This is a genomic window from Nocardia sp. bgisy134 (genome assembly GCF_965341865.1).
In the GTDB taxonomy this organism is placed as follows: Bacteria; Actinomycetota; Actinomycetes; order Mycobacteriales; family Mycobacteriaceae; genus Nocardia.
The window spans coordinates 661,017-683,226 of sequence record NZ_CBDQZP010000001.1; the positions used below are offsets into that span (position 1 = coordinate 661,017).

General features: G+C 69.2%; 24 protein-coding genes and 1 other RNA gene. 10 read left to right on the forward strand and 15 right to left on the reverse strand.

Annotation, left to right across the window (positions count from 1 at the left end; translation table 11 throughout):
* The first annotated feature begins 71 nt into the window (after positions 1–71).
* The 5 genes from ACRWNM_RS02935 to ACRWNM_RS02955 all read left to right on the forward strand — a co-directional run bounded on the left by ACRWNM_RS02935 (position 72) and on the right by ACRWNM_RS02955 (position 4,874).
* On the forward strand, positions 72–716 hold the full coding sequence (locus tag ACRWNM_RS02935) for a hypothetical protein (RefSeq protein ID WP_431963146.1): 645 nt from the start codon (positions 72–74) through the stop codon (positions 714–716).
* Positions 717–858: 142 nt separating this feature from the next.
* Positions 859–1,596: a zinc ribbon domain-containing protein gene (locus ACRWNM_RS02940; protein ID WP_431963148.1), complete on the forward strand. Its 738-nt coding sequence runs from the start codon at positions 859–861 to the stop codon at positions 1,594–1,596.
* A gap of 37 nt (positions 1,597–1,633) precedes the next feature.
* Positions 1,634–2,875, forward strand: a complete 1,242-nt coding sequence (locus ACRWNM_RS02945) for a bifunctional RNase H/acid phosphatase (RefSeq protein ID WP_431963150.1) — start codon at positions 1,634–1,636, stop codon at positions 2,873–2,875.
* Between the two features lie 320 nt (positions 2,876–3,195).
* The gene (locus ACRWNM_RS02950; protein WP_431963152.1) at positions 3,196–3,900 is read left to right on the forward strand and encodes a hypothetical protein; all 705 of its coding nucleotides are present in this window, start codon (positions 3,196–3,198) and stop codon (positions 3,898–3,900) included.
* 209 nt (positions 3,901–4,109) lie between these two features.
* The gene (locus ACRWNM_RS02955; protein ID WP_431963154.1) at positions 4,110–4,874 is read left to right on the forward strand and encodes a class I SAM-dependent methyltransferase; all 765 of its coding nucleotides are present in this window, start codon (positions 4,110–4,112) and stop codon (positions 4,872–4,874) included.
* 38 nt (positions 4,875–4,912) lie between these two features.
* Here the strand turns inward: ACRWNM_RS02955 and ACRWNM_RS02960 are convergent, their stop codons facing one another.
* The 3 genes from ACRWNM_RS02960 to ACRWNM_RS02970 form a co-directional block, all read right to left on the reverse strand.
* Positions 4,913–5,497: an NUDIX hydrolase gene (locus ACRWNM_RS02960; RefSeq protein WP_431963156.1), complete on the reverse strand. Its 585-nt coding sequence runs from the start codon at positions 5,495–5,497 to the stop codon at positions 4,913–4,915.
* A 197-nt stretch (positions 5,498–5,694) separates the two neighbouring features.
* The gene (locus tag ACRWNM_RS02965; RefSeq protein ID WP_431963158.1) at positions 5,695–6,213 is read right to left on the reverse strand and encodes a TrmH family RNA methyltransferase; all 519 of its coding nucleotides are present in this window, start codon (positions 6,211–6,213) and stop codon (positions 5,695–5,697) included.
* Positions 6,214–6,357: 144 nt separating this feature from the next.
* Positions 6,358–7,245 (reverse strand): alpha/beta hydrolase, encoded by an 888-nt coding sequence (locus tag ACRWNM_RS02970; protein WP_431963160.1) that lies wholly within the window; start codon positions 7,243–7,245, stop codon positions 6,358–6,360.
* A 64-nt stretch (positions 7,246–7,309) separates the two neighbouring features.
* On the opposite strand from ACRWNM_RS02970, the gene rnpB reads away from it, so the two are divergent.
* An RNA gene (rnpB, locus tag ACRWNM_RS02975) (RNase P RNA component class A) lies at positions 7,310–7,724 on the forward strand.
* A gap of 65 nt (positions 7,725–7,789) precedes the next feature.
* Here the strand turns inward: rnpB and ACRWNM_RS02980 are convergent.
* Both ACRWNM_RS02980 and ACRWNM_RS02985 read right to left on the reverse strand, forming a co-directional pair.
* Positions 7,790–8,050, reverse strand: coding sequence for a hypothetical protein (locus tag ACRWNM_RS02980; RefSeq protein WP_431963162.1), 261 nt, complete (start codon positions 8,048–8,050; stop codon positions 7,790–7,792).
* A 168-nt stretch (positions 8,051–8,218) separates the two neighbouring features.
* Positions 8,219–8,611, reverse strand: coding sequence for a hypothetical protein (locus ACRWNM_RS02985; protein WP_431963164.1), 393 nt, complete (start codon positions 8,609–8,611; stop codon positions 8,219–8,221).
* A gap of 417 nt (positions 8,612–9,028) precedes the next feature.
* Between ACRWNM_RS02985 and ACRWNM_RS02990 the strand changes: the two genes are divergently transcribed.
* Positions 9,029–9,361, forward strand: a complete 333-nt coding sequence (locus ACRWNM_RS02990; RefSeq protein WP_431963166.1) for a hypothetical protein — start codon at positions 9,029–9,031, stop codon at positions 9,359–9,361.
* Positions 9,362–9,372: 11 nt separating this feature from the next.
* Positions 9,373–10,809: an RNB domain-containing ribonuclease gene (locus ACRWNM_RS02995; protein ID WP_431963168.1), complete on the forward strand. Its 1,437-nt coding sequence runs from the start codon at positions 9,373–9,375 to the stop codon at positions 10,807–10,809.
* Positions 10,810–10,879: 70 nt separating this feature from the next.
* Here ACRWNM_RS02995 and ACRWNM_RS03000 read toward each other — a convergent pair whose 3' ends face one another.
* Genes ACRWNM_RS03000 through ACRWNM_RS03010 form a run of 3 tightly spaced genes read right to left on the reverse strand, consistent with a single transcriptional unit; the run spans position 10,880 to position 13,128 of the window.
* Positions 10,880–11,752: a CHAD domain-containing protein gene (locus ACRWNM_RS03000; protein WP_431963170.1), complete on the reverse strand. Its 873-nt coding sequence runs from the start codon at positions 11,750–11,752 to the stop codon at positions 10,880–10,882.
* A 3-nt stretch (positions 11,753–11,755) separates the two neighbouring features.
* Positions 11,756–12,718, reverse strand: a complete 963-nt coding sequence (gene pip, locus ACRWNM_RS03005; protein WP_431963588.1) for a prolyl aminopeptidase — start codon at positions 12,716–12,718, stop codon at positions 11,756–11,758.
* On the reverse strand, positions 12,718–13,128 hold the full coding sequence (locus tag ACRWNM_RS03010; RefSeq protein ID WP_431963172.1) for a hypothetical protein: 411 nt from the start codon (positions 13,126–13,128) through the stop codon (positions 12,718–12,720). Before ACRWNM_RS03010 ends, pip begins: the two co-directional genes overlap by 1 nt.
* Positions 13,129–13,375: 247 nt before the next feature.
* On the opposite strand from ACRWNM_RS03010, the gene ACRWNM_RS03015 reads away from it, so the two are divergent.
* Positions 13,376–14,014 (forward strand): FHA domain-containing protein, encoded by a 639-nt coding sequence (locus ACRWNM_RS03015; RefSeq protein ID WP_431963174.1) that lies wholly within the window; start codon positions 13,376–13,378, stop codon positions 14,012–14,014.
* Here the strand turns inward: ACRWNM_RS03015 and ACRWNM_RS03020 are convergent.
* From ACRWNM_RS03020 to ACRWNM_RS03030, 3 genes are read right to left on the reverse strand one after another with little or no spacing between them, the layout of a single operon-like run.
* Entirely contained in the window at positions 13,995–15,836 is a 1,842-nt protein-coding gene (locus ACRWNM_RS03020) for a protein kinase domain-containing protein (protein ID WP_431963176.1), read from the reverse strand. The two genes, ACRWNM_RS03015 and ACRWNM_RS03020, sit on opposite strands and share 20 nt — an antisense overlap.
* The gene (locus ACRWNM_RS03025; protein WP_431963178.1) at positions 15,833–16,672 is read right to left on the reverse strand and encodes a hypothetical protein; all 840 of its coding nucleotides are present in this window, start codon (positions 16,670–16,672) and stop codon (positions 15,833–15,835) included. Before ACRWNM_RS03025 ends, ACRWNM_RS03020 begins: the two co-directional genes overlap by 4 nt.
* Positions 16,672–16,950 carry a hypothetical protein gene (locus ACRWNM_RS03030; RefSeq protein WP_431963180.1) on the reverse strand — a complete coding sequence of 93 codons (279 nt, stop codon included), beginning with the start codon at positions 16,948–16,950 and terminating at the stop codon, positions 16,672–16,674. The genes ACRWNM_RS03025 and ACRWNM_RS03030 overlap by 1 nt, the downstream gene beginning before the upstream one ends.
* A gap of 165 nt (positions 16,951–17,115) precedes the next feature.
* On the opposite strand from ACRWNM_RS03030, the gene ACRWNM_RS03035 reads away from it, so the two are divergent.
* Positions 17,116–18,105, forward strand: a complete 990-nt coding sequence (locus ACRWNM_RS03035; RefSeq protein ID WP_431963182.1) for a hypothetical protein — start codon at positions 17,116–17,118, stop codon at positions 18,103–18,105.
* Between the two features lie 354 nt (positions 18,106–18,459).
* Here the strand turns inward: ACRWNM_RS03035 and ACRWNM_RS03040 are convergent, their stop codons facing one another.
* From ACRWNM_RS03040 to ACRWNM_RS03055, 4 genes are read right to left on the reverse strand one after another with little or no spacing between them, the layout of a single operon-like run.
* Positions 18,460–19,404 (reverse strand): NADP-dependent oxidoreductase, encoded by a 945-nt coding sequence (locus ACRWNM_RS03040; RefSeq protein ID WP_431963184.1) that lies wholly within the window; start codon positions 19,402–19,404, stop codon positions 18,460–18,462.
* Positions 19,401–20,618 (reverse strand): FAD-dependent oxidoreductase, encoded by a 1,218-nt coding sequence (locus ACRWNM_RS03045; RefSeq protein WP_431963186.1) that lies wholly within the window; start codon positions 20,616–20,618, stop codon positions 19,401–19,403. The genes ACRWNM_RS03040 and ACRWNM_RS03045 overlap by 4 nt, the downstream gene beginning before the upstream one ends.
* On the reverse strand, positions 20,615–21,109 hold the full coding sequence (locus ACRWNM_RS03050) for an ester cyclase (protein WP_431963188.1): 495 nt from the start codon (positions 21,107–21,109) through the stop codon (positions 20,615–20,617). The genes ACRWNM_RS03045 and ACRWNM_RS03050 overlap by 4 nt, the downstream gene beginning before the upstream one ends.
* Positions 21,106–22,206 carry a 3-oxoacyl-ACP synthase III family protein gene (locus ACRWNM_RS03055; RefSeq protein WP_431963190.1) on the reverse strand — a complete coding sequence of 367 codons (1,101 nt, stop codon included), beginning with the start codon at positions 22,204–22,206 and terminating at the stop codon, positions 21,106–21,108. Before ACRWNM_RS03055 ends, ACRWNM_RS03050 begins: the two co-directional genes overlap by 4 nt.
* Positions 22,207–22,210: the final 4 nt, after the last annotated feature.

Here is a 22,210-nt window from a genome sequence, read left to right on the forward strand (position 1 = left end):
TGGGTTGCCGTTCGGCGAGGTTCCCCGGCGTTCGCCGGAATCGAAGGGCCGCAACCGGGTACAACTACCCCATGAGTTTCCCGGTGGATTTCGGGATCGTGCAGATCGGTTTGATCCTGCTGATCCTGATCGCGGTCGCGCTGCTCGTTTCGGCGCTGGTGAAGATGCGCAGGGTCGGGCCGCGGGTGCTGCTCGGCCGAGGCGCGGGCGGTGTCGCGCTGCTCGTCGTCGCGGTGTTGCTGCTGTGGGTGGCGACCCTCATGCAGACGTACCTGGGACTCAGCGGCGAGATCAAGGCCGCGCACGTGGTGGTGCGCGAGGTCGCGGGTGACGACCATCAGCTCGAGGTCGACCTCACCCTCTACGGGGACGACGACCACTCCGAGCGTCGCGAGAAATTCCGCGTTCAAGGCGATCTGTGGGTGTTGCAGGCCAATATCGTCGAACTGGAGCCTTGGGTGAACGCCCTGGGCTTCCACTCCGGCTACAAGGTCACCCGCCTGTACGGTCAGCGCCTCGACGGCGTCGCCACCACCCAGAACCAGATCTTCCTGAACGGCGACGACGCCGACTTCTTCGCCGACATGAGCGATGGCGCTTGGTGGACCAGCCCCTTCGTCCGCTCCGCCTACGGCAACGCCGTCATCGGGACCCCGGGTGAATACGACGTCTACATCTCCCGCGATGCGATCAAGGCCCGCGCACCCGGCAGCTGATCCGCCGCCGTCCCGGCGACTCGCCCCTCGGCCCGGTCTCGGAACCAACCGGCCCGTAGCCGGGGTACGGTTGAGCACTGGCGTTCGCCCTCCGGCGGATACCCCCGACCCGTCGTCCACAGTGTTCAGGAGTTTGTCCGCGTTGAATGTCGAACCACCGATCCAGGCCAAGCTGCTCCAGCTCGCGGCTGTCGACGCCGAACTGACGCGGATCGCGCATCGGCGCACCGTGCTGCCCGAGCAGCAGGAAGTGGCGCGGCTGGAGGGGGAGCGCAACAAGCACAAGGACGCCGCGGTCGCGGTGGAGATCGTGCTGGACGATCTGGATCGCGACATCCGCAAGCTGGAGGGCGAGATCGACGCGGTCCGCAAGCGTGAGGAGCGCGACCGCGGCATGCTGACGGCCGGTTCCGTTGGCGCCAAGCAGCTTTCGGAGATCCAGCACGAACTGGGCAGCCTGGAGCGGCGGCGCGGCGTGCTGGAGGACGAACTGCTCGAGGTGATGGAGCGCCGCGAGGCGTCCGCCTCCGACCACGATCACGCGGGCGCGCGGCTGAGCAAGACCGAGGAAGAGCTGGCCGACGCGCAGCGGGTGCGCGACGAGGCGCTGGCGGATCTGGATGTGGCGCAGGGGCGCTGCGCCGACGATCGGTCCAACCTGCTCGGCCTGTTCCCCGCGGAGCTGCTCGCCGTCTACGACAAGCAGCGCGCCGAGCGCGGCGTCGGCGCGGCGCTGCTGCAGGCCCGCAAGTGCGGCGCGTGCCGCATCGAACTGGACCGCGGCGAGATCGCGCGCATCGCGAAGACGGCGCCCGACGTGGTCGTGCGCTGCCCCGAATGCGGCGCGGTCCTGGTGCGCACCAAGGAATCCGGTCTGTGACCTGCGGGTTCGATCGGCCGGATGCCGAGGAGGTCCGGTGAGCAACGAGCACGTGATCGTCGAAGCGGACGGCGGTTCGCGGGGCAACCCCGGCCCCGCGGGGTTCGGCGCGGTGGTCTTCGACGCCGGTCACGTCGCGGTGCTGGCCGAACGGCGCGAGAGCGTGGGCATCGCCACCAACAATGTCGCCGAGTACCGCGGGCTGATCGCGGGCCTGGAGGCCGCCGCCGAGCTGGGTGCGCGCACGGTGGACGTGCGCATGGACTCCAAGCTGGTCGTCGAGCAGATGTCGGGCCGGTGGAAGGTCAAGCACGCGGCGATGATCCCGCTGGCCGACCGAGCCAGGCGCCTGGTCGCGGACTTCGACCGGGTGAGCTTCACCTGGATTCCGCGCGCCCAGAACTCGCACGCCGATCGCCTGGCCAACGAGGCGATGGACGATGCCACGCTGGTCGGCGAGGTGCGCGCGGCCAGCGAGGCCGAGACGGCGACCGCCGAAGAGCTGTCCGCCCGAGACACCGCGCCTAGCACCCGAGTCGCCGAGCCCAGCGCCCACGGCGCCGAACGCACCGCGCCCAGCTGGATCGACGAGGCGCGCGCCGCCCAGGTCGACCCCGCGAACACCGAGGCCGTCTCCGGGAGTCCGGGCTGGACCGGTGCGCTCGGCCGTCCGACCCGCCTGCTGCTGTTGCGCCACGGCCAGACCGAACTCTCCGTACAGCGGCGCTATTCGGGTCGCGGCAACCCGCCTTTGACTCGGCTGGGCCGCGAACAGGCCGCGCACGCCGCGAAAATGCTTGCGGCCAAAGGTGATATCGCCGCCATCCTGAGCTCGCCGCTGGGGCGCGCGCGGGAGACCGCCGAGGCCGCAGGCGCCGCGCTGAACCTTCCGGTGCGCACTCACGACGGACTCATCGAGACCGATTTCGGGGCCTGGGAGGGGCTGACGTTTCTCGAAGCGGCGCAACGCGATTCGGAGTTGCACGCGCGCTGGCTCGGTGACCCGTCGGTGGCCGCGCCGGGCGGGGAGAGCTTCGACGAGGTCCGCGAACGCGTCGAGGCGGTGCGCCGCGACCTGGTCGCGCTGTATCCGGGCCAGAACGTGCTGGTGGTCAGCCACGTGACGCCGATCAAGACGCTGCTACAGCTGGCGCTCGGGGTGGGGCCGTCGCTGCTGTACCGCCTGCATCTGGATCTGGCGTCGCTGTGCGTCGCGGAGTTCTATCCGGACGGCGGTTCCTCGGTGCGGCTGGTCAACGACACCTCCTACTTGTCCTGAGTGCGTTCTGTCCGCAGGCCCGGGCCGCTTCGCGTCGCCGGTCGGCCCCGCTCACCCTCGCCATGACCCGGCGCTCGTCTCCGGGTACTGTGGCGCGGCACACATCGCATCGCGCGCACCGGCCGCTACCCCTACGTTGAGGTAGCCGACAGTCGACCGAGGCTGCGTACTCGGTTCGCTCCGCATCGGCGCGGAAGGGGCCGGAACGGGCATCGGCGGAGGTTTCTGTCGGTGCGGTGCCGCACGATGTGTGGGGTGGGTCGATCCCTCGATCGAAATCGAGTGTCGGCCTGTGTCTTTCGAGAAGGAGAGTTACTGCTGTGAGATTCAGGTGGATGGCGGCCGCGACGGCCGTCATCGCGGGTGTGGGCGCAGCTGTCGCGGGCGCCGCGCAGGCTGCTCCGGGGAATGTGGTGCTGGGTGGAAGCTCCGGCCTCGTCTTCGAGAACAACTCCGCGTGCTCGCTCACCGCGATCGGCTACGACAACGCCAATCGTCTGGTGGGTCTGACCGCGGGCCACTGCGCGCCCGCCGGTGCGCGGCTGGCGTCGGAGACCGCGCTGGACGCGGGCGCGGTCGGTGTGGTGGCCTACTCCGACAACGGGGAGGGGCTGGATTTCGCGGTGCTGCAGTTCGATCCGGCGAAGGTCACGCCGGTCCGCACGGTCGGCGCCACCACCATCAACGGGATCGGCCCGACGCCGGGCCCCGGCACCACGGTGTGCTCCAACGGCCGCACCAGCGGCCCCGGCTGCGGCGTCGTCTGGGGCAACCTGGACGAGACCATCACCCTGAACCAGGCGTGCTCGAAGCCCGGTGACTCCGGCGGCCCGGTGACCGTCGGCGACCGTCTGGTCGGCATGAACCAGGGCAGGCTGACCGGTCTGGCGGGCATCGGCTTCGACGTGCCGTGCACCACCGCGGCCAACCCGATCCACTCCCCGGCGTTCTTCGCGCCGATCGACGTCATCCTCGCCACTGTCAACGCCATCGGCGGCGTCGGCGCTGGATTCCGTCCGGTCTGATCCCGTCTCGGCCGAACCTTCACCGTCGCGCGCCCGCGCTGCTTTCGAGACAGCGCAGGCCGCGGCGGTGAATTCGTCTGAGGGGTAAATAAATTCGACGGCGCGTCCCCGGTCGGCACGGTGGCCTCGCGTCAGACGGAGATCAGCGGCTCGCCGGTGTGTGGACGCCGGTCGGAGCGCGGCCGAACCCGCTCTGGTTAGCTACCCTCGTGGACGCTTCGCGTGAGCCGACGGCGTGGACGTCGAGCGAGGTCGCCGATGATTTCGTCCGGTGGGACGACACCGTCGGGTGGCTGCTCGGCTACCCCTTCGTCTTCGCCGCGCTGCGTCTGGAGCAGCCGGACGTGACCGCCCTGCTGGATCTCGGCTGCGGACCCGGGCACGTCGCGCGCCGCGTGGCCGAGGAGCACGATGTCGACGTCCACGCCGTGGACATCTCACCGGCCATGCTGGCCATCGCCCGCACGCACTACCGCCACCCCCGGGTGACCTGTCACCTCATGACCGGCTCGAATCTGGCTTTTCTGCCCGACGCCTCGGTGGACGCCGTCATGTCCTGCTTCGTCTTCGTCTGCGTGCCCGAACGGCAGCAACTCCAGGACATGGTGGCCGAAGTGCGTCGCGTGCTGCGGCCGGGTGGTCGCTTCGCCCTGCTCAACGCCCACCCAGGACATACCGGGGTGGCCTTCGACAGCTTCCAGATCGGCCGACCGGGCGTCGACTACCAGCCGGGCGATCCGATGCCCGTCCGGCTACACCGGACCGACGGCGAGTGGATGGACATCGTGGACACCTACTGGCCCGGCGAGACGTATCACGAGCTACTGCACGACGCGAACTTCACCCCAGTGTGGCAGCAGGAGCCCACGTTGGACGACGCGCGACGCCTGCTGGGCGCGGCGGCGGTCAGCAGGAGGGAGTGGACGGCCGAACGGGAAACGCCTCCGTTTCTCCTGGTGGTCGGGGAGAAGTAAGTCCTCCCCGCCACCGAATTGTCGCGCTGACAGCAGGACTAGCTCGCGACGGCATCCCGGTCGGGCCCGAGGACGGCCTCCAGCTTCGTCAGGAAGCGGGCGAAATGCGGATCGGATTCCGGCACCGCGAAGCGATCGACGTCCCACCAGCGGCCGCCGCCGAATTCCCGGGGGTCGAGGCGGTATTCGCGCGTGCGATCACCCCGGATCACGTACCAGAGGCTCACGTCTTCATCGCCGCTGTGCATGCCGATGGTGGTGGTCACGGTGAGGAACAGCGGCGCGGGGCCGACCACGTCGAATTCGGCGGCGATACCCAGTTCTTCGTGGGCCTCGCGCCGGGCCGCCGCCAGCGGATGCTCGCCCGGGTCGAGGTGTCCGCCCATCGGCAGCCACAGCCCGGCCAGCCGGTGCCGTCCGAGGAACACCGCCCGCGCCGCCGGATCCACCAGCACCGTGTACGCCACCAGATGTCGCTGCGGCACTGCCGGTTTCTCCCTGCGGAACACGTCGTCGGTCGACGCGAGCCAGTCCAGCGTGGTCGCGATGTGCTCGCGCTCGAGCTCGTCGCAAGGATCGATCCCTCGCACGATGTCGGCAACCGCGGCAGTCGCAGCGTTCATGGCCCGCGACTGTAGCCCCGGGCACCGACAACCTCGCCCGGGCATTTGGTCCCGACCGTCTCGGGTACGCGACTCCGAGCACTCGCGACGAGGAGGTTACCCATGGACCCGCGACGCCCGATCGCCCCGGACACCGACAAGCTGCACGAACTCGCCGACACCCTCGGGGATCCGCTGACGTTTCCGACCTGTCTCCGCTAGCAAAGCCCCGCGAGCTTGTACAACACCAGCGATCCCGCCACCGCCACATTGAGACTGTGCCCGGTGCCCACCATCGGGATCTCCACCGCCACGTCGAGCAGTTCGAGTCCCTCCGGCGGAATCCCGTCGGTCTCGTGACCGAGCACCATGACCGTGCGCTTGCGCGCCGTCGGCAGATCGGCCAGCCGGATGGATTCGTCGGTGAGCTCCACGCCCACCACGGCCGAACCGCCGGCCCGCTGTCGTGCCAGCCAGCGGTCGACGCGGCCGTCCACCCAGTGCACACACTGCCGGTGGCGCAACGTGTTTCCCTGGTTCAGCGCGTCCGGTACCCACGGTCGGCGGGGGACGGCCAGGCACGCGCCGACCGCGTCGCAGGTGCGCAGCAGCGTGCCGAGATTGGCGCTGTGTTTGGGCCACAGCGGCGCGGCGATCAGATGATTCCAGCAGCCGTGCGCGCGTTGCCGCCGCTGGCTGCGCAGTTCCGGGCGGCTTCGCAACCGCGCGGCGGTCATCGCTGGACGGGAAGACCCTTCCCAAGGGAGACAAGGAGTTTCATCGAGACGATGCTTCGCGGCGCATCGGGGCCATCGCAGAAGGAATCCGGTACCCGCTACGATACCCGCCCCGGCGCACCGGAAGTGCGCCGGGGACGGTGGTCACGGCCGTAGTACCGAGACCAGGAATTCGGTCTGGTCGTACACCGCCTGCTCGAAGACATCGTCGAAGTACACGTCGAAATGCCCGACGGGATAACGCTTGACGACCGCGTGCTTGGTGCGTTCGGCCGCCTTGAGCGTCGGCTTGGCGGGCGCGATCGAATCGTTGTCGGCCACCGCGTAGAACACCGGCACCTTCAGCGCCTTGGCGTGCCTGCCGGGGGAGTCGAACAACGCAGGAAAAGCGATGCGCGCGGCCACTTTCGGCTCGTAGGTCTCGCTCTCCTCGGCCAGCCTTCCGAAACCCTCCGGCACGTCCGCCGCGCTCATCAGCGCCGCCGACCGCTTGCGCCCGGCCAACCGGATGCGCACCGGCTTGCGCCGCAGCGGGCCGATCAGCAGGTCGGTGGCGGCGATGGTGGCGACCTTGGTCAGGCTGATCGGGCCCTTGGCCCACGCCGAGGCCCATCCGCTGGTGAACGGCACCTGGGCGACGACGGCGGCGAGGTAGTCGTCCTCCGGCGCCACCGTCAGCACGTGCCCTCCGCCGAAAGACGTGCCCCACAGCGCGATCCGGGTCTTGTCGATGCCGCGCAGCGTGCGCGCGTAGGAGATCGCCGAGCGCCAGTCCTCGCGTTGCCGCGCGATGTGCAGCAGCTGGCGCGGATCGCCTTGGCTCGCACCGAAATGTCGGTAGTCGAACACCAGCACCGCCATGCCTGCCGCGGCGAATCGCCGTGCGTACCTGTCCAATCCCATATCCCGCGTGCCCCCCAGACCGTGCCCCATCACCACGAGTGGCCGGGGCTTGGGGACGCCTGCGGGAGGATACAGCCAGGCGGCGCACTGCTGGCCACCTGAGGGAAAACTGACCTCGAGACGTTCCATGACGTCTAACCGTACTGGCGCGAGCGGCTGTCCACCGGACGGGGAGTATCCTGGCACGCGCGGACGAGTTGGTCGGGCGGCCGCGGCGATGGGAACGGGCACACTGTGCCGCCGCCCGTCGCCGAGGAAAGTCCGGACTCCACAGAGCAGGGCGGTTGCTAACGGCAACCCGGGGTGACCCGCGGGACAGTGCCACAGAGAACAGACCGCCCGCGTCCCTTCGGGGGCGCGCGGTGAGGGTGAAACGGTGCGGTAAGAGCGCACCAGCGCCTCGGGTGACCGGGGCGGCTCGGTAAACCCCGCCCGGAGCAAGGTCGAAGGTCGCACTCCCCGGAGTGCGGCTGCGCAGGCGTTCGAGGGCTGCTCGCCCGAGCCTGCGGGTGGGCCGCTCGAGGCACCCGGCGACGGTGTGCCCAGATGGATGGTCGCCGCCCGGTGTGAACCGGGAACAGGATCCGGCTTACAGACCAACTCGTCCGCCGCACTCGGCGCCCGCGATTCGCGTGATCGCGGGCGCCGAATGCACTCGCCAGAACTCGGTGAATCAGACCAAGCAGACTGGGAACGCGGGCGGGACCAGGACCGTGGGTATGCAGAGGAAGCCCGCGACGACCGGCGCGAGCGGGCCGAGCCACGCGAAGGTCAACCCCAGTCCGGCGGGCTGGACCGGTAGTGCGGGAGCCAACTCGGTCACGGGCGCGACGGGCGCGTGATCTGGGGCCGCGATCGCCCCGCCGGAACCGAGAATCAGAGACGTCGTGATGGCCGCTGCTGCGAAAGCAGTGCGCAGGCTGGTGCGTTTCATACTTCTCCCCTCGACTCGTCGATCAACCGGGTTGCCGCTACTTCGCGGGCAGGTTGTCACTCGCGGAGCGAAGCGGCGTCTCGATTAAGCACTGGCAAGGGGATCGCTGACCATCGGTCGGTCCGCTGAGCGGACCGCGCGCCGGGACGTGCGGCCCGCATCGAGGGGTCAGCAGAGGTACTTGGCGGTGGTGTAGATGGCCTGCGCTTCTTCCTTGGTCGCGGCGGTCTGGCCGGACTTGGTGCGGTCGACGATGTTCTGGACGGCGGCGTCCTCGGCCTTGCCGTCCTTGATGTCCTTGCACGTGCCGGTGAAGATGTCGGCGACCTGCGCGTCGCTGCGGCCATCGGCCAGCTTCGGGAAGGCGCTGCGGTAGCTCACCACGAACATGCCCGCCTTCGCGCTGTCCGGCACGGCGGCGCTGTTGGGCTGGCCTGCGGGGGAGGCGGCCGCGGAGGTGGCGGCGGGCGCGGCGGTGTCCTTGTCGTCGCTGCCGCAACCTGCCACGAGCAGGGCGAAGAGGGTCGTGCTGACCGCGATGGCGGCGGAAGTTCTTCTCACGGTGCGGGATGCTAGTGGCACCTGACGAAAGCCGCCTTCCGTGCGGTTAACGGAAGGCGACCGGCGTGTGTCGTTCTCTGTGAGATCAGGTCGGATCGACCATGAAAACCTGCGCCCAATATGCGGCCTGCTCGGGACCGAGCAGGGGCATCAGGTAGTCGAAGATGATCGATGACATCAGTGCACAGCTCCCAATTGTCGACGTACGGTGTCATTTCGGAATGGGCGGTGAGATCAGCGCCCGCACCGGCCCCGAACAGTAGCAGTCCGGCGCGACACGACGAGCCGGGCCGGGTGATTTGTACGTAACTGGCCTAGACGTGACCGACGTCATACAGTAGTCGCCGTTGGCAAGGCCCGGTGCCGGGCACCAGCGGGCCGATTCATACTTCGATTGCGGAAGCAGGTCTCAACTCTATGCGGGTAGTTCGTTCATTGGTCGCCGGCGCGCTCATCGCCGGGGCCGCATCGGTTTTCGCCGCCCTCGGCGCCGGGTCCGCCAATGCGGTCGCGCTGACTCCGCTTCCCGGCGGGGTGCAGGTCGACCTCAGCCCCGCCGACACCAAGTGGGTGGCCGAGAGCAATTTCGGCCTGGCGATCGCCGGTCTTCCGCACCCGTCCGCGGCATCGTTCGGTGAGGCGCTCGACGCCGCGGCCGACCTGTCGTCGACCTATCCGACCGGTCGGGTGACGTTCACGGTGTTCGGTCCGTTCAACGAGCTGAACGGCACGATGCTGGCATTGCAGTAACGTATTTCCACGTGGAACTGCACCAGCGGATCATCTCGGCGCCGGTGGATTTCGGCGCCATCCGATCCGAATTCGGTTTGGCCTCGGCGTACCCCGCCGAGGCCTCCGTGGAAGCCCGCGACGCGGTGGACGCGTTCGCGGGCGACCGGATCGATCGCACCGACATCGAGCTGGTGACGATCGACCCCCCGGGGGCCATGGATCTCGACCAGGCCCTCCACCTGGAGCGCAACGGCTCCCGCTTCACCCTGCACTACGCGATCGCCGACGTCGGCGCCGTCATCGCCCCCGACGGTGCGCTCGCCAGAGAATCGAGCGCCAGGGGCCAGACCTTCTACCTCCCGGACGGCACGGTGCCGTTGCATCCGCCCGTCCTTTCGGAGGGCGCGGCGAGCCTGCTGCCCGAGCAGACCAGGCCAGCGGCCCTGTGGACCATCGAACTCGACGAGAACGCCGAACCACGCGACTACTCGGTGGTGCGCGCGACCGTCCGCTCCCGCGCGCGACTCGACTACGCGGGCGTCCAAGCCGACGCCGACGCGGGCACGCTGCACCCCTCGATCGCGGCCCTGCCGGAATTCGGCACGCGGCGCATCGAGGCCGGGCTGGCCCGCGGCGCGATCGGGCTGCGACTGCCCGCCCAGAGCGTCGTCCGCGACGACACGAACCACGGACATTGGCGGCTCGTCCTCGAGCCGCGCACGGCCGCCGACGACTGGAACGAGCAGGTCTCCCTGCTGACCGGCATGTGCGCGGCGCGCATCATGCTCGACGGCGCCGACAGCGAAGGGCGGCGGATCGGTCTGCTGCGCACCATGCCGCCGCCCGCCGAATCCGCCATCGCGTCGCTGCGCCGCACCGCCGCCGCGCTCGGTGTGGCGTGGCCCGCGGATCAGCCGGTGGGCCGCATGCTGGCCGGGCTCGACCCCAACTCTCCCGCCGCCCTGGTGCTCATGTCGGAGGCCACCGGTCTGCTGCGCGGCGCCGCCTACACCGTGGTGAACGGATCGGCGCCGGAGAGCTTGGCGCACAGCGCGATCGGCGCCCCCTACGCGCACGTGACGGCCCCGCTGCGCCGCCTCGCCGACCGCTTCGCCACCGAGATCTGCCTGGCCTACTGCGCGGGCGTGCCGGTGCCGCAATGGGTTCGGGCCGGGCTTGATCCGACCGTCGACACCATGCGGCGCACCGACGGCGTCGCGGGCAAGGTGGACCGGGCCTGCATCGACCTCACCGAGGCCAGCCTGCTCGCGCAACGCCCCGACGCCGAGTTCGACGCCGTCGTCGTGCGCGAGGCCAACGGCAACCGCCCCGCGGAGGTCTTCATCGCCGACCCGCCGGTGCTCGGTCCCTGCACCGGGACACCGCCCGAAGGCGCGGCCGTCCGAGTCCGCCTGACCCGCGCCGACCCGGTCACCCGCAAGATCGGCTTTGCCTTCGTCGCCTGAATCCTGGCAGACCGTTTCCGCGGTGCGCGGCGGTCGAATCCGCTGCGAGGCGTGTGGACGGGCCGCGCGGTCACCAGAGGCTGGTGGACAGGGCTTCCGCGGATTTGGGGTAGCGGGCGAGGGCGTGGTTGGCGGCGGCGGTCTCCGCCGTGATGAGGCGGCGGTAGCTGGCGGTGTCCTCGCGCGCCGCTTCGGCTTGCGCCGCCCGTTCGATGATCGCGTCGGTGGACTCGATCGCGTCGCGGTGGTCGCCGAGCACGGTCTGGAGGCGCTTGGCACGCGTGCCGAGATCAGCGGCGGAGTCGCCGATGACCTCTTCGGCGGCCTCGCACGAATACCGTAGACGCTTGGCGCTCTTGCGGATATCGTGCAGCGTCTCGATGCGTTCGGCGCCGGGCACTGTCGGCTCGTGCAGGATGAGCGCGGCCAGCCGCTCGTGGTCGCGCAGCAACACCACGCCGAAGAAATCCGTCGCGGGCGCCGCGGCGCGGGCGCGACGCAGCGGCGGGTCGGTGCGCCACTGGGTCAGGCGTTCGCGCAGCGTGCGGTAGCGGTCGGTGTCGAGCGCGGCGAGCACTTCGGCGTGCGCGTCGTCGTAGCGCGCGCGTTCGGCCGTCACCAGCCGGTCGGCCACCGTCTCGGCGTCCGGCACGTCGCCGAGGTCGTGCAGCAGGTCGGCGAAGCGGTCGGCCCGCACCTCCGCGTCGCGGGCGACACCGAGCAGACCGGCCAGCCATTTCAGCTCCGCGCCGACCTCGGCCGCCGGATTCTTTTGGAACAGACTGCGATACGAGCGCAGCACGCTGCGCAGCCGCCGGGTGGCGACCCGCATCTGATGGACCGAATCCGGTGCGTCCGCGCGCACGTCGGGCTCGGCGGACAGCAGCCGGTCGACGTCGTCGCGCAGCGCGGCGATCAGAGCGTCCCCGGCAGCGACCACCATGGCTCAGCCCACCTTCGCGAAACCGTCGGTGGCTCGGACCAACCGGTCGACGATGCCGGGCTCGTTGGCCGCGTGGCCCGCGTCGTCGACGATGTGCAGTTGCGAACCGGGCCACGCGCGGTGCAGATCCCAGGCGCTCACCGCCGGGCAGACGATGTCGTGACGACCCTGCACGATCACGGCGGGCAGATGCGAGATGACGCCGATATCCCGCAGCAGCTGCCCATCCGTCAGGAAACCGCCGTGCCGGAAGTAGTGGTTCTCGATGCGCGCGAACGCCAGCGCGAACCGCGGCTCACCGGTTTCGGCGACCCGATCCGGGTGCGGCAGCAGCGAACTGGTGGCGCCCTCCCACACCGACCACGCGATCGCGGCCGCCGTGGCGACCTCGGGATCGGGGGAGTGCAGCAGCCGGTGGTACGCCTCGACCAGGTCGCCGTCGCGCTCGGACTCCGGCACCGGCGCCAGGAACTTCTCCCACTCGTCCGGGTAGACGTTGCCTGCCGCGCCGTTGTAGTACCAGTCGATTTCCTTGCGTCGCAACAGGAAGATGCCGCGCAACACCAGTTCGGTGACGCGTTCCGGGTGTTTCTGCGCGTACGCCAGCGCCAGCGTGGAGCCCCACGAGCCGCCGAACACCTGCCAGCGGTCGATGCCGAGATGTTCGCGCAGCGCCTCGATGTCGGCGACCAGGTGCCAGGTCGTGTTGTGCGCGAGATCGGCGCCGTCGGCGATGTGCGGCGTGGAGCGCCCGCAGCCGCGCTGGTCGAACAGCACGATGCGATAGGCCGAGGGATCGAAGAACTGCCGGTGGAACCCGGCGGTGCCGCCGCCGGGGCCGCCGTGCAGGAAGACCACCGTCTTGCCCTCGGGATTGCCGCTGACCTCCCAGTACACCGACTGGCCGTCGCCCACGTCCAGCAGGCCCGACTCGTACGGCTCGATCGGGGGGTACAGGGTGCGCATCACAGGCCCACGATGATCGAGGCCAGGTCGGGCGTCTCCAGCGCTTCGATGGCCTGCTGGCGCACGTCCGGGCAGCTCTTCAGGGTGACGGTGTCGACGACGGCCTTGTTGCCGAGCACGTCGATGCCGTTCTGCAGACCCCACGGGTGGACGATCAGGTTGAGGCCGACCCGCCCCAGCGTCGGACCCTGCACCCGGAAGTTGGACAGCTCGGGCCGGATGGCGTCGCACAGCTGCTTGGCGGCGGCGTCGGTGACCTCGACCGTCGGCTTCTGGGTGCCGGTGCCCTGGGCGCGGGTCGTGGTGGCCGAGGCGGGCGCCGACGTGGTCGATCCCGTGCTACCGGTGGGCTCGGGGTTCCCGTTCGTCCCGCACGCGGCCAGTGTCGCGGCGGCGAACACGGCGGCCACCAGCGGGGTGCTACGGGAAATCCAACGGCTGTGCGGCATCGGTACCTCTGATCGAGTCGGGAATGTCGGCTTCGAGTCTGCCATTGTTTGCCCGAGGCGGCCCGTGCACTGCGTCCCACGAGCGGGCAGGCAGGCCGCCTCGCGGCAGTGACACCCGCACCGCGTCGCGGTCGCCGTCGAAGGCTCGCACCGTAGGGCGAAGAACTAGAATATGAGTACCCAAAGCCCCCGTGTATCGGTAAAGGGAATGGCCATGACCTGGGATTCTACTGAGCCGCGCCTCACATACACAGACGATCATGGGCATCGCCGAGGTGTGACCCTGTCCGGCGATGTGCCGCGGGTGACGGTCGGCAGATCGTCTCTGGCCGATATCGCCCTGACCGCTGATGGACAGGTGTCGAGGCTGCACGCGACGGTGGAGCAGATGGGCGGGCAGTGGACCATCGTCGACGACGGGCTGTCGCGGAACGGCACGTTCGTCAACGGGGAACGTCTCGCCGGCCGCCATCGGCTGCAAACAGGGGACAGCATCCGGATCGGCAACACGGTGCTGACCTATCTGGATCTGGGCCGCCGGGCGACCAGTGCGAAAACCCAAGCCGATTCTTCCCAACGCATGCCGACGCGACGGTCGTTGACGGACGCGCAGATGGCCGTGCTGGTCGCGCTGTGCAGGCCGTTCAAGCACAACGCCACGTATGCCACTCCGGCATCGAATCAGCAGATCGCCAAGGAACTCTTCGTGACCGACCAGACGGTGAAGACCCACATGCGAGCGTTGTTCGGAAAGTTCGGTGTCGAGGATCTCCCACAGAATCAGAAGCGGGCCAAGCTCGTCGAGCGAGCCATGAACAGCGGAATCGTCAGCGAGCACGACTTTTGATCTCGGCTTTGCGGCGATAGCGTCGACGCTGTCCGATCCGCCAGGCGCCGACGGCTCCCGCGACGCCTGCCAGCGCTCCGAACACCGCCGCGGTCACCAACGTCGCGATCGTCGGCTGCTTGCCGAGCAGAATCCACACGGCGCCCACCATCCCGACCGCGACCAGACCCGCGCTCGCGGGAACGCCCACACCGCCGGACACTCGACGTCGGCGGTGGCGTAGCGAACGCAGGAACGACTCCAGATACGCGAGCGCGAACAAGATGAGCGCCGCGACGCCGACCGCGGCGGCGGTGGATATCGCCGGCTGCGTCGTCCTGACCGGGAAGCTCGACGTGGCGGGCGGCACGCCCGCTTCGGTCAGCGCCAGTTCACCGGTGAGTTCGCCTGCGAGCAGGTACCGGCCGCCCAGCGGGGGCAGCGTGGCCACGCTGCGGCCGGATTCCGGGACCAGCGGGGCGCTCTGCTGAGCGACCGTGGCTCCCAGCGCCTTCAGCCGTAGCTCGGCCGTGGTGGCGGAGGGCGGCCCGGCCGCGCTGACGACCACCGGTTGGTTCAGGTCGATCTCGATCTTTTCGCCGGAGGCGGGATCGACGCCGCCGACCGTGGCAGCTCCTGGCGGCAGGGTCCCGCCGGTGCTCGGCGAGCCGAGGCCGATCACCGCGACGGCGAGCGCGATCAGCGTCAGGCCCGCCGCCGTCAGCAGTGGCACCCGGGGCGACCGCAGCTTCACCACCTCCTTGACCGGGATCAGGTCGGCTTCGGCGACATCGGCCAGGCGCGCGCCCTGTGCACGCTCGGCCGGCACGGGCCGCACGGTCGGCGTGGCCGGCGCGGTCGGCCCGTGTGCGAAGGAGCGCGCAGCGACGGTCGTGGCTACCGGGGCGGTCGTGCGTGTCGCCGCGGCGGAGATCGTCTCCGCACCCATCACCGGAATGCCCTGGGCAGCAAGCCAACCCGGCCCCCATGGCTCGGTGGACGCCTCGGCGAGGGCGATTCCGAACGCTTCGGCCGTCGGATACCGCTGCGCCGGATCGGTAGCCAGACCGCGCATGACCACATCCGCGAGGTGCTCCGGGATATTCGGAGCGACCTCACCCAACGGCGTCGGCTCGTCGAAGGCGTGCATGAACAGCGTCGCCAGCGCATCCGTCCCTGCGGGGAAGGGCAAGGAGCCGGAAAGCAATTCGTAGAGCATCGTCGCCAGGGCGTAGACGTCGGTGGCCGGGGTCAACTCGCCCCCGCGAGCCTGCTCGGGGGCGATGTAGGACGGTGTGCCGATCACCTCGCCGGTTTTGGTGGCCATGGTCTCGTCGCCGCCGACCACCTTCGCGATGCCGAAATCGGTCACCTTGAGCGCCCCGGAGGCGGCGAACAGCAGGTTCTCCGGTTTGACATCACGGTGCAGGATGCCGCGATCGTGCGCCGCCTTCAGCCCCGCCGCGCACGACAGCGCGACGGCGACCGCCGACGGCGCGTCGAACCCGTCACCGGTGAATCGACTCCACACGGTGCCGCCCGGCAACAATTCCATGACCAGCAGGCACAGCCCGTCGCTTTCGACGTAGTCATAGACCGGAACCACGTGCGGATGGTCCAGCGAGGCGAGCATCCTGCCCTCGGAGGCGAATCGGCGGCGCACGATCGGGTCGGCGGCGAAGGTCGAGGGGAGTTGTTTGATCGCGACCGCGCGGTCGAGGCCGCGGTGCCTGCCTGCGAGGACGACACCCCAGCCTCCCTTCCCCAACTGGCCGCCGATCTCGTAGGCGGGCAGCGCCGCGGCGATCCGGTCGACATCGGTTGTTATCGGATCGGTAGTCATCGGCCCGATACCTCGAGACCGACCGGCACGGTGCGCTGCTCGCGCTCGTCCTCCTCCTCGAGTTCGGCCTCTTCCTCCTCCCGCTCGGCCGCTTCCTCTTCGGCGGTCGTCGGGGTGGGGGTGAGGTAACCGAGCACGAAGAACCCGCCCGTGACGACCAGTGCGACGAGCACCCACCGTTCGGCGCTCGGCACCCAGAATCGCAGCGCCGACAGCGAGAACACCAGCACGAGTCCGATGCCGAGTCCCGGCCCCATGAGGCGCATGCCGCGCTGCCAGCGGTTGGCCGACATCCGGTGCCGGGCAACCATCAGTGCCGCATCGGCGATCGCCACCAGCGTGAGGACCAACAGCGCCAGCCCGAACAGGCCGTATACCGAATGCAGCGAGCCACGCACGTCGGTGACGGTCGCGGTGCTACCGAGCACAGTGTTGCCGGAGTCGAATGCCGTCACCGATCCGCTGATCAATCCTGTTGCCTGTTCGGCCAAACCGGACATCTCGAGCGAATAGCTGAGTCGCCCGGTCGATTTCGGTGGGACGGTCAGATTCACCGAAGTGCTGAAGGAGTAGAGCGTGAGCCCGGCCACTTGGCCGGACAGTTCGATGCGCCGGACGGTGACCGGATCGTTTCCCTCATTGGTGACATCAACGTCCACCGCCGCGGAACCGTTGGGGTCCAGGCGAATCGGATCGGCCTCGGTCGCCGTGGCGATGTCTCGGCCGTTGATGCGGACCGCAAGGCCGACGGAATCGGCTGCCGCCTGCGCCGGTGCGGATGCGGGTGCGAGCACGCTGAACACGACCAGCGCGATGAATATGCCAAGGGTTTTCACTATCGCTCCTCTGGTCGCGGCGGCGGGCTCAGCAGCCGCCGTGTATAAACGAAGACCCCGATCAGCACGAAGAACGCGATCACGGCGAGCGTCGAGGTCGCTGCGTCGACATTGCTGGCCAGCACGACGTCCAGCGCCGCGGTGAGTACCGGTCCGCACGCCGCGGTGACCTGGTGGTGGCCGACCGGGATCGAACCCGTATCCAGCCGGGATTGGAATGCGCCGGTCTCGTCGGCGACGGTCGCGCCGGCCGGTGCGCCGCCGACGGCCATGTCCACTGTGGCTCCGGCTGGGCAGCCGTAGCCCGAACCGGAAACGGGCTCACCCGGGGCCACGGCCGGTGCGCTCAGCAGCAGCGCACCACCGGGCTGCCGAACCGGCGGCAGCGGCGGGGGGACCGCCTGGCTGGTTTCCTGCTGCGGCTGCGGCGGATCCTGGGGCTGTTGTCGCTGCGGCTGGGGCTGCGGCTGCTGCGCTTCCTGTCGCGGCTGTTCCTGTTGCGGCTGTTGCTGTTGCGGCTCTTGATGCTGTTGCTGACGCGGCTCTTGCACCGGCTGCGGTTGCGGCGGCTGCGGCTGCGGCTGCGGTTGCGGTTGTTGCTGCGGCTGCGGCTGCGGTTGTTGTTGCTGCGGTTGTTGTTGCGTTTGCGGCTGCTGCTCCGTGCCGCGACCACCCGGTGGTGGGTTTTCGACGACCGGTGGAACGACGACCGGATCCTCCTTGGGCGGATCCTTCTTTGGATCCTCCTGCGGCGGATCGGCCGTGTCGTCTGGGGGACCCACATCGTCCCCGCGCGGACCATCCGAATTGCCCCCGCCTCCGCCGTCCTGGCCGGGCGGCGGCCATGCTCCGCCTCCGCCTCCGCCTCCCTGGTCGGGTGGCGGGTCGGATTGTCCTCCGCCGTTCTCGCCGGGCGGCGGCCATGCTCCGCCTCCGCCTCCGCGTCCCTGGTCGGGTGGTGGGTCGGATTGTCCTCCGCGTCCCTGCTCGGGTGGCGGATCGGCCTTGGCGTCCGGGGGACCCACATCGTCCCCGCGCCGACCATCCGGATTGCCCCCGCCCCCGCTCGACGGATCGCTCGGGTTTGCCCACGGCGAATTCTGTTGCTGTTGCCCTGGCTGCTGTTGCCCTGGCTGTTGCTGTTGCCCGCCCGGTCCCACCGGTTCCGGTCCGGCGGGCGCCGGTCCGACGGGTTCAGGTCCGCCCGGTCCCGGCCCGGGCCCACCCGGCTGTCTGGCCGGCTGCTGCGGCCACTGCTGGTGAAATGCGGGCGGAGTGGGAGCCGCGTGCGCCTCGAGGTCCGGCGTGAGACCGCCGAAGACCGCGAATCCGCCGATGACGATCAGGAGGCAGGGCCGTGCGACTGCACCTATAGGAGTGCGTACATCACCCATCCGTCTCACCCCCGAGCGTGTGCCCGTACGTCCGAGTAGTGTTCGCCCACCCGTACGGGACGACAGTGGGGCGAGTCGCGGCGGAACAGTCCGCCAACTGCCGAATCGTGCTCCGCGGTCGACGAGCAATGCTCGCTTCCTGTGGAAGCGGCAGTGGACGCCGTCCGGTCGCTTCGTCGACGGCGTCGGATTCGGCCAAGACGTTCGGGATACTCACTGGGATTATGCCTTCCGAATGGAGAATTGCGGTGCGTCAATCGTCCATCCCGCCGACGTCCGATGCATCACCCTCAGGGGTGGAATGACATCACCTTGGGGGGGTTCAGCAAATTGTCAAAGTGGTTGATACTACGGATTATCGAGCTGGTTGAGATCGCAACGGTAACCGCGATATCAAACCTCGGGCGGTGCACATCCGACAGCCACGACGATCTTTCCGCGGGTATGACCGGCTTGGCTCTCGCGAAAACCATCGACCGCATTCTCGAGCGGATGGACGGCCGATATCTGCGCGTGCATTGTTCCCTCTTCGGCAAGCGCGACCATTTCCCGGATATCGGTCGAGATCGGCTGGGCGAACACGTACGTGCCGCCTGCCGAGCGCACCGCGGGATCGGCAACCGATGCCAGCCTCCCGCCCGCCTTCAGCAGCGGTGCGACGGTGCGCAGCGTCCGCTTACCGGACGCGTCGAGCACGGCGTCGACGCCACCGGGAGCGAGTGCGGCGACCGATTCCGTCAGTCCGCGGCGGTAGCCGACCGGCTCGGCTCCCAGCGAACGGAGGAAGTCGTGGTTGTGGTGGCCGGCCGTTCCGATGACGCGGGCGCCGAGACTCAGCGCGTACTGGACCGCCATCGAACCCACTCCACCTGCGGCTCCGTGCACCAGCACGACCTCACCGCGCCGCACGGCGAGGTGCTTCATGCTCTGATACGCGGACAACCCGACCAGCGGGAGCGCGGCGGCCTCGAACCAGTTCAAACACGACGGCTTTCGGACCACGCAGCGCGCGGGGGCGGATGTCAGTTCGGCGAGGGTTCCCCGAGACAGGTACTCGTCGTTCGGTACACACCCCATCACCTCGTCGCCCGGCGCAAGGCCGCGGACACCGAATCCGACGCGCTCGACGACGCCGGAGAAATCGATGCCGGGGATCACGGGAAATATCGAGTCCATCAACCTGTCGTACAAGCCTTCGCGGGCCTTCCAATCGAGCGGGTTCACCGACGCCGCCGCGACCCGAACGAGTACCGAGGAGGGACCCATTTTCGGCTCGGGCAGGTCGCCGTACTCCATGACATCCGCATCGCCGAAGGTGCGGTAGAAAATTGCTTTCATAGTCGTTCCCTCGAATCGTGGGTTGGTAGCGAGAATTTTTGATCCGAATTGCTCAGCGCCCGCGCGGCACAGCGCATCTGGTTCCGCTCGGCCGCGAAGAGGATTTTCGGATAGGTCGAACGCATGAATGCTTCCCGCATTCGAACCAGGGCCGGATGCTCCACCGCCGCCATTCGTCCGAGCCACCAGGCGGCCCGCTGCAGGCGCGCGGTCCGGGCCCGGCGTTCTTTCTCGTAAGCGCGCAGCGCGGATACCGGATCGGCCGGTGCCGAGGCGAGGCATTCGGCCAGCACCACGGCGTCCTCCACGGCCTGGCATGCGCCCTGCCCGATGTTGAACGCCATGGGATGTGCCGCGTCCCCGAGCAGCGTGACCCGGCCTGCGCCCCACCGCCGGTCCGGCTTTCGGTCGAGCGCCTCGCTGCGGATGATGCCCGACGGCGGTGTCGCCGCCAGAATGTCCCCGACGGGTGCGGCCCAATCGCGATGACGTTCGGTGAGCGTCCGAAGGACACCCGGGTCGTCGTGGCCTGCGGCAGGCCCGTTGGCTACCGACATCCAATGCACGACTCCCGGCGCCACGTCGTAGTAGACGAACCGGATGCCGGGACCGAACATGGCGTTGAAGCTTCCCGGTGGAATCAGGTCGTGACGTAGAAAAGCCTTGCCACGCTGCGCGATATAGCCGTTGTACCGCGGTGGCCTCGTTCCGTGTAGCCCGGCGCGCACCGCGCTGTGGATGCCGTCCGCGCCGATCAGGAGGTCGCCGCGTTCGACTTGCCCGTCGGCGAGCCGCACCGCCACGCCGCGCTCATCCTGCGTGCAGCCGATGACACGTGCTCCGGCATGGATCTGGCTGCCGCCCAGCGCATTCCGCAACGCCGCGTGCAGAGCCGAGCGCTCGACGCCGATCGTGGGCTGGCCGTGCCGTTCGGCGAACTCGCCCACCCGCCAGGCGGCCATGACCTCGCCGCGCCACGTGCTGAAGTGGCAGAACTGCTGCGCGACCGTGCTTTTCAGCAGGTGGTCGGCAACACCGAGCGAGTCGAGCGCGAGCATCCCGTTGGTCCAGAGGTGGACTCCGGCGCCCCCGTCGCGCAGCGCCTGCGCCCGTTCGAAGACGACCGAGTCGAATCCCTTGTGTTGCAAGGCCAGCGCCGCGGCCATCCCGCCGATGCCGCCGCCCGCGACGATGACTCGGCGAATACCGGTCATCGTTGTGTCCCTTCGGCTCGCCTGCGCGCTCGCGCCGACCGGAATTTCCCGGCCCGCAGCCGGCCGCGAGCCAGCCACCCCAGGCCGAGCGCGGGCAGAATGCCGGATCCGATGCCCAGGTCCCAGCGGTCGGCGATGCGCCCGTCTATCAGGCGCCACTCGGCGACGCCCTGGTACTCGATGGAGCGTCCGGTCGGTGCGATGCCCAACAATTCGCGCGTGTGGGTGCCTCGCCAGGTGTAACGGATGACCACGCGGTCGGCGTATGCGTGGCTCTCGTCGATCGTCACGTGCAGGTCGGGGAAGCTGTCGCGCAGCACGGCGATCGTGTACCGCACCCCCTCGCGTCCGGCGGGTGCGCCGGGTAATGGCTGATGATCGACGACATCCGGTCGATAGATGTCGTCCACCACGGTGAAATCGCCTGCGTTGACCAGTTCGTGGAACAGTCTCCGGATGACGCTCTGGTTCAGCTCTTCGGTGGTGGTCATGGCGTCGGCGCCTCCCACGGGAGGGTCAGCCCGGCATAGAGATACCGGCTGGCCTCGATCGCCATCAGCGCGACGGTGTGGCCGGGGCTGATCTTGCCCTTCACCCAGGCATCGTCGAGCGCCAGCGGCACCGCGGCCGAACCCGTGGCGCCCACGTCGCCGAGGTTCTCGGTGATGCTCTTCTGGAGCGCCGCCTGGTCCTGCGCCGAGATGCCCGCGGCCGCGAACTCGCCGGCGAAGTAGTCCGCGTTGCCTTCCGGCAGGACGACGGAGTCGAGGTCGCCCATCTCCAGTCCGGAGCGGTCGAGCAGGTCCCGAAGACCGGCGGCCAGGACCTGCGGTCCGAACCGGGTGGTGCCAGGAATGTCGATCCGAAGTTCGACGGGGCGCTTGCGGCGCATCTGTTCGGCGGCCGAGGCGTGCGATCCGCCACCGATGATCTGCATGCCGGGTGTGCGGTCGCCGCCCATGCACTGGGTCGCGAAGACGTATCCCGGTGCGGCGGGCTTCTGGGTATCGCTCGCGCGCAGCAGCACCGCGCCCGCGCCATCGCCGAAGGTGTAGATCGGCAGCCGGTCGCGCATCCGCACTCGCTCGGGGTCCTGGTCGAGGTACAGCGGGGCAAGCATCGGCGAAATCGATTCGGCGCCGATGACTACGGCGCAGTTGTACGTGCCGTCCGCCAGGTAGCGCCGGGCCAGATCCAGGCCCTGCACGGCGCCGACACAACCGGCGCGCAGCTCGATCACGGCGCAGCGGTCCAGTCCGAGGTACTCCTGGACATAGGTGCCTGCCACCGGAAGCGGGTAATCGGGGCTTGCCGTCGACATGACGATCAGGTCGACGTCGCCGGGCTGCAGGCCCGCTCGGTCGAGAGCTTGCCGTGCCGCGGCGGCGGCCATCGCGGCGGTTCCGGTCCGGTGCTCGCCGGTTTCGGGATCTATCATCCAATGACGTTGTCGCACTTGGATTCCATCGAGGACCTCGTGCGCCAGTGGTCCGCAGAGTCGTTCCAGATCACGGTTGTCGATGGGAGCGCCGGGCAGGTGCGATCCGGTTGCCAGGATCGATACGTGGCGGTTGGTCGGGTGAGACATGAGG

Coding starts and splice junctions, on each gene's coding strand:
- ACRWNM_RS03020 (WP_431963176.1), bottom strand. CDS start 15,836: ATGACTACCGATCCGATAACAACCGATGTCGACCGGATCGCCGCGGCG.
- ACRWNM_RS02970 (WP_431963160.1), bottom strand. CDS start 7,245: ATGGAACGTCTCGAGGTCAGTTTTCCCTCAGGTGGCCAGCAGTGCGCC.
- ACRWNM_RS03040 (WP_431963184.1), bottom strand. CDS start 19,404: ATGAAAGCAATTTTCTACCGCACCTTCGGCGATGCGGATGTCATGGAG.
- pip (WP_431963588.1), bottom strand. CDS start 12,718: ATGCGCACCCTGTACCCCCCGATCGAGCCGTACGAGTCGGGCCTGCTG.
- ACRWNM_RS03015 (WP_431963174.1), top strand. CDS start 13,376: ATGGCCATGACCTGGGATTCTACTGAGCCGCGCCTCACATACACAGAC.
- ACRWNM_RS02935 (WP_431963146.1), top strand. CDS start 72: ATGAGTTTCCCGGTGGATTTCGGGATCGTGCAGATCGGTTTGATCCTG.
- ACRWNM_RS02960 (WP_431963156.1), bottom strand. CDS start 5,497: ATGAACGCTGCGACTGCCGCGGTTGCCGACATCGTGCGAGGGATCGAT.
- ACRWNM_RS03055 (WP_431963190.1), bottom strand. CDS start 22,206: ATGTCTCACCCGACCAACCGCCACGTATCGATCCTGGCAACCGGATCG.
- ACRWNM_RS03000 (WP_431963170.1), bottom strand. CDS start 11,752: ATGGTGGTCGCTGCCGGGGACGCTCTGATCGCCGCGCTGCGCGACGAC.
- ACRWNM_RS03050 (WP_431963188.1), bottom strand. CDS start 21,109: ATGACCACCACCGAAGAGCTGAACCAGAGCGTCATCCGGAGACTGTTC.
- ACRWNM_RS02965 (WP_431963158.1), bottom strand. CDS start 6,213: ATGACCGCCGCGCGGTTGCGAAGCCGCCCGGAACTGCGCAGCCAGCGG.
- ACRWNM_RS02990 (WP_431963166.1), top strand. CDS start 9,029: ATGCGGGTAGTTCGTTCATTGGTCGCCGGCGCGCTCATCGCCGGGGCC.
- ACRWNM_RS03045 (WP_431963186.1), bottom strand. CDS start 20,618: ATGACCGGTATTCGCCGAGTCATCGTCGCGGGCGGCGGCATCGGCGGG.
- ACRWNM_RS02980 (WP_431963162.1), bottom strand. CDS start 8,050: ATGAAACGCACCAGCCTGCGCACTGCTTTCGCAGCAGCGGCCATCACG.